The sequence below is a fragment of the Sphingomonas bacterium genome (genome assembly GCF_903644055.1).
Taxonomy (GTDB): Bacteria; Pseudomonadota; Alphaproteobacteria; order Sphingomonadales; family Sphingomonadaceae; genus Sphingomonas_I.
Map to the genome: position 1 here is coordinate 1 of NZ_CAHJXD010000057.1, position 4,460 is coordinate 4,460.

Annotated in this window: 5 protein-coding genes; 4 read left to right on the plus strand and 1 reads right to left on the minus strand. The window is 69.4% G+C overall.

The features are described 5' to 3' along the window. The 4 genes from HUU94_RS02340 to pgeF all read left to right on the plus strand — a co-directional run. Window positions 1–659 (plus strand): tetratricopeptide repeat protein (locus HUU94_RS02340; RefSeq protein WP_174273516.1); only part of this gene is annotated, 659 nt, incomplete at its 5' end. Between the two features lie 421 nt (window positions 660–1,080). After that, window positions 1,081–1,956: a prolipoprotein diacylglyceryl transferase gene (gene lgt / locus HUU94_RS02345; RefSeq protein WP_174273520.1), complete on the plus strand. Its 876-nt coding sequence runs from the start codon at window positions 1,081–1,083 to the stop codon at window positions 1,954–1,956. 61 nt (window positions 1,957–2,017) lie between these two features. Continuing rightward, on the plus strand, window positions 2,018–2,992 hold the full coding sequence (locus HUU94_RS02350) for a class I SAM-dependent methyltransferase (RefSeq protein WP_174273517.1): 975 nt from the start codon (window positions 2,018–2,020) through the stop codon (window positions 2,990–2,992). Next, on the plus strand, window positions 2,989–3,747 hold the full coding sequence (gene pgeF / locus HUU94_RS02355) for a peptidoglycan editing factor PgeF (protein ID WP_174273518.1): 759 nt from the start codon (window positions 2,989–2,991) through the stop codon (window positions 3,745–3,747). The genes HUU94_RS02350 and pgeF overlap by 4 nt, the downstream gene beginning before the upstream one ends. A 129-nt stretch (window positions 3,748–3,876) precedes the next feature. Here the strand turns inward: pgeF and HUU94_RS02360 are convergent. Beyond that, window positions 3,877–4,460 (minus strand): DUF1134 domain-containing protein (locus HUU94_RS02360; RefSeq protein ID WP_174273519.1); only part of this gene is annotated, 584 nt, incomplete at its 5' end.

A 4,460-nucleotide genomic window follows, 5' to 3' on the forward strand; every position in this document is an offset into this window, starting at 1 on the left:
CCGCGCCGCCCGCCGAGCGCGCCGCCTTCGTGCGCGCGGCGGCGGATGCGGGGATCGCCGAGGCGCAGGCGGTCTACGGCCAGATGCTGCTGGACGGCGCGGGCGTCGCGAAGGACGATCGGGCGGCGGTCGGCTGGTTCTGGAAGGCCGCCAACCAGGGCCATGCGATGGCGATCAACATGATCGGGCGCTGCTACGATCTCGGCTGGGGCGTTCCGGTCGACAAGGCGCGCGCGGCCGAATGGTATCGCATCGCCGCCGATCGCGGGCTCGATTGGGCGATGTACAATCTCGGCACGCTGCTGGCGCTCGGCCACGGCGTGCCCGAGGATCGGCCGGCGGCGCTGGCGCTGTTCCGCAAGGCCGCCCACCGCACGGGCAACCCCAAGGCGATCAACTTCCTCGGCAGCTTTCACGAGGATGGCTGGGTGGTGGCGCCCGACCGGGCCGAGGCGGCGCGGCTCTACGCGCTGGCGGCGGAAGGCGGAGACTTTCGCGGCATGTTCAACCATGCGCGGATGCTGATCGAAGCACAGCGGCTGGACGAGGCGATCGGCTGGATTCGCCGGGCGCGCGAAGCCGGCAACGAACGGTTTCGCGCGCAGGTCTACGATTGGCTGCGGCAGCGGCCGGAGCGGGAGCTGCGAGAGATGGCCTAAAGTTTGTCCCGTTGCCATTATACTCTCGTCACCCCGGCCTTGAGCCGGGGTGACGGTTCGGGTTGAACGTGACCCACTCCTCCGCTCATCCTGAGTAGGGATCGAGCTTGTCGAGAGCCCGTATCGAAGGACATGCGCTGGAGCCGTACTTCGATACGAGCCCTCGATACGCTCCTGCGGAGCTACTCGGTCTCTACTCAGCATGAACGGATAAGGCTAAAGTCATCCGACTTTGGAATCCGCTTTGTCGACGTCGAACTCTCGTCACCCCGGCCTTGAGCCGGGGTCCCGCTGCCTGCCGACGCCGAGGAAAGCGGGACCCCGGCTCAAGGCCGGGGTGACGTTCAGGTTGAACGGGACAGCCTCTAGGGAGATGGGTCAGGCATTTGCCCGCCCCCGGTCGCTCCGCTACGGCGGCGGCATGAGCCTGCTCTCTCTTGCCGGCGCGGCCAGCGCAGCCAGCTTCACGCAGTTCAGCGATCTGCACGTCTCGCCGATCGCGCTCGATCTCGGCATCCTGCAAATCCGCTGGTATTCGCTCGGCTATATCGCGGGCATCTTGCTTGGCTGGTGGTATCTCACCAAGCTGATCGCGCAGCCGGGGGCGCCGATGGCGAGGCGCCACGCCGACGATTTCGTCTTCTACGCGACGCTCGGCATCATCCTCGGCGGGCGGATCGCCTATGTGATGTTCTACGATCCCTGGATGCTGCGGACCCCGCTTCAGATCCTTCGCCTGTGGGATGGCGGCATGGCATTCCACGGCGGCGCGTTCGGGGTGGTGATCGCGGTGTGGTGGCTGGCGTGGCGCAACCGCCTGTCAAGCCTGCGGATCATCGATTATGTCGCCTGCTGCGCGGGGTTCGGGCTGTTCCTCGTGCGGCTCGCCAATTTCGCCAACGGCGAGCTTTGGGGGCGGATCACCGATGTACGCTGGGCGATCGTCTTTCCCGGCGCCGACGCCGGCCCCTACCCGCGCCACCCGAGCCAGCTCTACGAGGCGGCGCTCGAGGGGTTGCTGCTGTTCGCGGTGCTGAGCTTCCTCTTCTGGCGGACGCAGGCGCGCTACAAGCCGGGGATGCTGCTCGGCGTCTTCCTCGCCGGCTATGGGCTGATCCGCTTCCTGCTCGAATTCTTCCGCGAGCCCGACGCGCAGCTCGGCATCCTGCCCTGGGGGCTCAGCATGGGGCAGACCCTGTCCGCGCCGATGATCTTCGTGGGGCTTTATTTCATCTTAACCGCGAAGCGCCGAAGGGTGCGCGTGGAGCCAATCGCCGGGAGCGCCAGCGTCGCCTGATATCGCGCAAGAGATCGCCACGCTGATCGCGGCGGAAGGGCCGATTCCGCTCGAGCGTTTCATGGCGCTCGCCAATGCGCATTATTATGCGACGCGCGATCCGATCGGGCAGCAGGGCGATTTCATCACCGCGCCCGAGATCAGCCAGATGTTCGGCGAGATCGTCGGCCTGGCGCTGGCCGATACGTGGCGGCGCGCGGGCTGCCCGGCCTGCGCCTTCGTCGAGCTGGGGCCGGGGCGCGGCACGCTCGCCGGGGATGCTTTGCGCGCGATGAAGATCGCCGGGCTGGAACCGCCGGTGCATTTCGTCGAGACCAGCCCGCTGCTGCGCGATCGCCAGCGCGACGCGGTTCCCCAGGCGACATGGCACGAGACGATCGAGACGCTGCCGGAGGACGTGCCGCTGCTGATCGTCGCCAACGAATTCTTCGATGCGCTGCCGCTGCGCCAGTTCATCCGCACCTTCTCGGGCTGGCGCGAGCGGATGGTAAGCGACGGGCCGGAGGGCTTCGCGCCGACGCCGGGCACCGCGGCGATGGACAGGCAGATCCCCCGGCACCTCGTCGACGGCGATCCGGGGGGGATCGTCGAGCGCAATCCGACCTCGGCGGCGATCGTCAAGGCGCTGGCGCAGCGGCTGGCGCGCCAGGGCGGCGCGATGCTGGCGATCGATTACGGCCATCACGGCCGCGAGGCGGGCGACACGCTACAGGCGCTGCACGCGCATGCCTATGCCGATCCCTTCGCGCGGCCGGGCGCCAGCGACCTTTCGGCGCATGTCGATTTTTCCGCGCTGGCGGCGGCGGCGCGCAAGGGCGGCGCGCGGGTCGCCGGGCCCGTCGAGCAGGGGCAGTGGCTGATCGCGCTCGGCATTTCGGATCGCGCGGCGGCGCTGTCGCGCGGCGCGCCCGAGCGCGAACACGAGATCGCCGCCGCCTATCGCCGGCTGACCGATGCCGAGGCGATGGGCGAATTGTTCAAGGTGCTTGCGATCCATGCGCCGGGCTGGCCCAAGCCCGCGGGGATGGCGCGATGATCCGCCCGTTCCGCGCGCGGAGCCTAGCGGAGGTGCCGCACGGCTTCCTCGGGCGCGAGGGCGGGGTTTCGACGGGGCTCCATGCGGGGCTCAACGTCGGGCTGGGATCGCAGGACGATCGCGCGGCGATCGTGGAGAACCGGCGCCGTGCGGCCGAGGCGATCCTGCCGGGCGCGACGCTCGTGACTCTCCACCAGGTTCATTCGGCCGACGCGGTGATCGCCGCCCTCTGGCCCGACGATGCGCGCCCGCACGCCGATGCGCTCGTCACCGACCGGCCGGGGCTGCTGATCGGCGTGCTGACCGCCGATTGCGTGCCGGTGCTGCTCGCGGACAGGGCGGCGGGCGTCGTCGGCGCGGTGCATGCGGGGTGGAAGGGCGCGATCGGCGGCGTCACCGACGCGGCGATCGCGCGGATGGAGGCGGCGGGCGCCGATCGCGCGCGGATCGTCGCGGCGATCGGCCCCTGCATCGCGCGGGCTTCCTACGAGGTGGACGAGGGCTTCCTGCGCCGCTTCGCCGAAGCCGATCCCGAAAATGCGCGCTTCTTCGCCGATGGCCGGCCGGGGCGCCACCAGTTCGACATCGAAGGCTATGTCGCGGCGCGGCTGGCGGGCGCCGGGATCGGGCGGGTGGAGATGCTGGGCCTCGACACTTATGCCGACGAGAGCCGCTTCTTCAGCTTCCGCCGCGCGACGCATCGCGGCGAACCGGACTATGGCCGCCAGATCGCGCTGATCGGGCTTCCGGGGTAGACGACGTTGATCTCCCGTCACCCCGGCCTTGAGCCGGGGTCGCGCTTCTTCTTCAGCGTCGGCCAAGCAGCGGGACCCCGGCTCAAGGCCGGGGTGACGGTTCAGCTTGAACAGCATAGTCTCCAGCGATCAGAACGGCGACCAGCGCCGCTTTTCGCTGAAGCGCATATAGCCGAGATTGGCGCCCAGCCGCCAGCCGACGCCCAGCCGGATCGGCACGAGCACGATCTGCTTCGCGCGCAGATAGCTCGCGGTGAAGCCGCCGATGACATAAGCGCTCCCCTCGACCGCCGGAAAGCGGCGATAGAGATCCTGCGTGTCGTAGAGATGATAGACGAGCACGAAGGTCTTAGAGCCGTTGGCGCCGAGATCGAAGCCGACCGACGGCCCCTGCCAAAACACCGGACGCTGCCCCTCCACCTTGTGGAACAGGGTGCCCGAACCATAGCGCACGCCGAGCGCGATCGCGCCGCCGACCTCGCGCCCGACGATATAGCCGTCGGGGCGGCCCTGCTTCCTGAAGACATCCTCGATCGCCTTGGCGAGCCCCTCCGCGCCGCGCCCGAACACGCCCTCGGCGGCGGCGAGGACGTCATCCCGCTGATAGGTGCTTCCCGCGGCGGCCGCGCCGGCGGCGGCCGCGCTCTGCTGCGAAGGCAGGGCGGAAGCGGGCGGCGGTGGGACTTCTTCGGGCGATGCGATGCGCGGCCCGG